Here is a 3,636-nt window from a genome sequence, read left to right as displayed (position 1 = left end):
TCCAGAACCCCCACCGTCACCCTCGCCGCATGACTATCGCAAACACCCGCATACCAGGCACCACGTCCTTGACGAAGGACATAGAGACACCCCCCGCCAGCCGAACCAGCACGCCTGTGCGCCCATTTCAAGAGTCCCCAGCCCTACGAAGCAGTACTCATGCTTATTTGCCCTGCCTTGACAGCAGTTTTTAGAATAGCGACGTAACGCATCTCTACAACTCAGGTACAGTCTGCACAGGGTCGGCCATACCAGGCGCGCCCCGGCGACTAACGAGCGAGGTCATGCAGGGCAGGTCACCGAGGAGAAATTAATGGGAGACCATTCAAAGCGTCGTGTTCAGCCGTCGCGCGGCCGAAAACACGCTGTACTCGGCGCCCTGCTCGGCCTGTTGCTGATCGGGCTGGCCGCCGTCTACGCCGGGCTGTCCAGCCACCCGCAGCCCCTCCCGTCCCATGCCGCGCGACCGAGCACGCCCGCCACCGAGCCAACTCAGCTCTGGGAGCCCACCGCGCCCCCCACTTGGCCGCGCACGCCGGCGCCCACCGAGGGCGAGCCAGCCCGCAACCCGCAGCCCACCGCCACCGCGCCCCCCACCAGGCCGCGCACCCCGGCGCCCACCGAGGGCGAGCCAGCCCGCAACCCGCAGCCCGCCGCCGGGCAGCCGAGCCCAGCGCTTCCCTTCGACCTGCCGACCGCCAATGTGCTGCGCCGCAGCCCGCATCAGGTCTTCGCGCACTACTTCCCGCCCTACCCGCTCTCGTTCGAAAACGAGCCGGCCGCGCACGACTACTACGCCCGTAACTACCTCACGCCCCACGGTGAGAAGGGTAAGCACGCGGCTTACGGCGGACTGCTGCGGGACCGGCCACTGCCCGTGCAGCCGAGCAGCGGCGACTGGCAGCTCGCCAACCTGGAAAAGGAAGTGAGGACCGCCCGGGACGCCGGGATCGACGGATTCACCGTCGACATCCTCTCCCTGACCGGCACCAACCGCGAGCGGGTCGACCTGCTGCTGCGCGCGGCGCAACGCGTCGACCCAGAATTCCGCATCGTACTGATGCCGGACATGACCTCGCTGGCCACCAACCCGCGCGCCCTCGCCGACCAACTGGCCCTGCTCGGCGCTTCCCCGTCCGCGTACCGCCTGACGGACGGGCGACTCGCGGTCTCCCCGTTTAAGGCCGAGGCCCAGTCCCCCGCCTGGTGGAGCCAGGTCATTGACCGGCTGCGCGACCACGGAATCGGCACCGCGCTCGTCCCGGTCTTCCTGGACTTCCGTGCGAACGCCGAGCGGTTCGCGCCGATCAGTGACGCCTTCTCTTCCTGGGGCAACCGCAGCTACGTCCAGCAGGACGGTGTCCCCGACGACATCCGGCTTGCCCACTCCCTGGGCAAAAAGTGGATGCAGGCCGTGTCGGTGCAGGACGTCCGGCCCAACCAGGGCGTCTACGACGAGGCGGGCAACACCGCCACTCTGCGGTCGACCTGGAACCACGCGATCTCCGGCGGCGCGGACTGGGTCCAGCTCACCACCTGGAACGACTACTCGGAGGGCAGCCAGTTCGCCCCCTCATTGCACAACGGCCACACCTACCTGGACATTTCCTCCTACTACCTCACCCGCTTCAAGACCGGGACGTGGCCTCGGATCGTCCGCGACACCGTGTACGTCACCTCTCGCGTACAGTTCACGTCCGCCGCCAGTACCGCGCAGCATCCCCTGCTGATGCGTCCCCGCCCGGGCACCGCGCCCCCGCGCGACCAGGTGGAGGTGCTCACCTTCCTAACCGCGCCCGCCAACGTCACCGCGCGCGTGGGCACTGTGCCCCATGCATACGTCGCTCCCGCCGGCCCGTACGCCCGAGCCATGGCCCTGAGCCCCGGCCGCACCGAGGCCGTGGTCAATCGCGAGGGGCGCACCGTCGCCTCCGTCACGACCCGCCATCCGGTGCAGCCCACTCCCCGCGTACAGGACCTTCAGTACTACGCGGTGTCAAGCAGGCGGTGAGTCAGGCCGCTGACACATGCTGCGAGACAGACAGGACAGGTCCCGCAGCAGTCGCAGGGGTGCCAAAGGGATCGTACTGAAGTTGATCAGAAAGCGTGGACGCCCGCTACCGGGGCCACGACGGCGAGGCGCGGGATGCCCCAAGCGGCCGGCAGATCCGCTTGACGCCGAAGTGTCGGCGCGGTTGTCGGCGATGAGTCCCAGCGGCAGGGGCTCACTTCACCTCCCGAGCGCAGGAGGCGGCTGCCCGGCGCAGGATCTCGCGCTCCAGGTGCCACTTCTTCTCGGCCTTGAGCAGCCGGGCGTTCTCCGCCTCGCTCCCGCCCGCGTCACGCCGTCCGGGCACGGCCAGGGCATCCTCCTTGCGGACCCACGTCCGCAGCGACTCCGCGGTGACGCCGAGATCCGCCGCCACCGCCGCGTACGTCCGCTTGCCAGCCGCGGCGCGGTAGAGCGCAAGCACGTCTTTCCTGAACTCCTCCGAATACGGAGACTTGCGCCCCACCTGGACATCCCTCCCTGGACCATCAAGATCCATAGTCAGGGCGTCCACTCCAAAGGATCAGCCTCAATCCCCACATCTACTGCTACCCGTGGCCCGGCGAGGCCGAACAGGCGGCGACACCACACGGCTAGAGCCTGTCTCTTTGACCGGTGAGTGACTGCTGGTGAGGCTGGTTAGTCTGCTGCAATGACGGAAAGCGAGCTGCTCGTTGACCTGCGCGGTCGGCTGATCGAGACACTCAACGACTTCTGGGACGCAGTGAGCGAGCCGTGCGGGCTGCCGGAGTGGTTCGGCCGGAACCTGGACGCGTGGTCGGACACGATCGAGACCGGGGGCATATCTGAGGTGATCGACAGCCACGACATCCTGATCATGCACGTCCACTGCTTGAGCCTGGCGATGCACCGCTCGACGGCATTGCGCTCCTTGTATGTCTCGGCGTCGAAGCCGGGCGGGCGGCCCCCGGCGCGGCCTCGCCGCAGACGGTGGCCGATCTGGTCGGCGGGCTGCGGGATGACCGCGCGGATGCCGCGTCGACGGAGGTGCCCACGAATGGCGCGGGAAGAGTAGGCGCGATCCGCGAGGACGACCGCAGGGCGGGTTCTCGGCCTGCCGAGTCCGCTCCGCGGGATCCGGATTCCGGCCATGACCGCCTCAAAGGCCGGCGCATCACCGGCCTGTCCCGCGGTGACGTGGATGGACAGAGGCCTTGCTCGGCTGTCACTGGCCAGATGGACCTTCGTGCTCATCGTCATCAGCATCGGCCACTGCGAGGACCGCCGCGAAGACCCGTTGCCAAGTCCGGGCCATGGCCCATCTGATCAGGCGTTTGTGCGCGGTCTGAAAGGGGCCGAGCTCTTCTGGCAGGTCGCGCCATGGTGAGCAGGTGCGGTACTTCCACGCTATGGCTTCCAGAGTTCGGCGGTGGTCGGCCCACCGCCGTCCACGTACCGGATCGGCCGGCATCAGCGGCTCGATCCGGTCCCACATCGCATCAGTGATCACTAACCGGACAGACACATCCCGGGCCTTGCCCCTTGATCCTGGACACACGAGACACTGGATCCTGAGGATCTGAGAACGGACATCTCGTGGTCATGAAGAACTATCCGCCGCAGTT

Annotated in this window: 1 protein-coding gene and 3 pseudogenes; 2 read left to right on the top strand and 2 right to left on the bottom strand. The window is 67.6% G+C overall.

The genetic code is table 11. The annotated features are described in order from the left end of the window. Positions 1-313 precede the first annotated feature (313 nt). Positions 314-2,011: an endo-1,3-alpha-glucanase family glycosylhydrolase gene (locus ABZ070_RS36030; protein ID WP_356640268.1), complete on the top strand. Its 1,698-nt coding sequence runs from the start codon at positions 314-316 to the stop codon at positions 2,009-2,011. 124 nt (positions 2,012-2,135) lie between these two features. Here the strand turns inward: ABZ070_RS36030 and ABZ070_RS36025 are convergent. Then, positions 2,136-2,516, bottom strand: a pseudogene (locus ABZ070_RS36025) (transposase); the annotation flags it as partial. A gap of 186 nt (positions 2,517-2,702) precedes the next feature. Here ABZ070_RS36025 and ABZ070_RS36020 point away from each other — a divergent pair. After that, a pseudogene (locus ABZ070_RS36020) lies at positions 2,703-2,897 on the top strand (barstar family protein); the annotation flags it as partial. On the opposite strand, the pseudogene ABZ070_RS36015 reads toward ABZ070_RS36020, so the two are convergent. Further along, positions 2,897-3,536: pseudogene (locus tag ABZ070_RS36015) on the bottom strand (transposase); the annotation flags it as partial. The pseudogenes ABZ070_RS36020 and ABZ070_RS36015 sit on opposite strands and share 1 nt — an antisense overlap. Positions 3,537-3,636: the final 100 nt, after the last annotated feature.

The organism is Streptomyces sp. NPDC006283 (genome assembly GCF_040613325.1).
In the GTDB taxonomy this organism is placed as follows: Bacteria; Actinomycetota; Actinomycetes; order Streptomycetales; family Streptomycetaceae; genus Streptomyces.
The sequence above is the reverse complement of the archived record's forward strand: the minus strand, read 5'-3'. Positions and strand labels throughout refer to the sequence as shown.

Bases quoted from the DNA above. Each gene is read 5' to 3' on its own strand.
- ABZ070_RS36030 (WP_356640268.1), top strand. From the start codon at position 314: ATGGGAGACCATTCAAAGCGTCGTGTTCAGCCGTCGCGCGGCCGAAAA.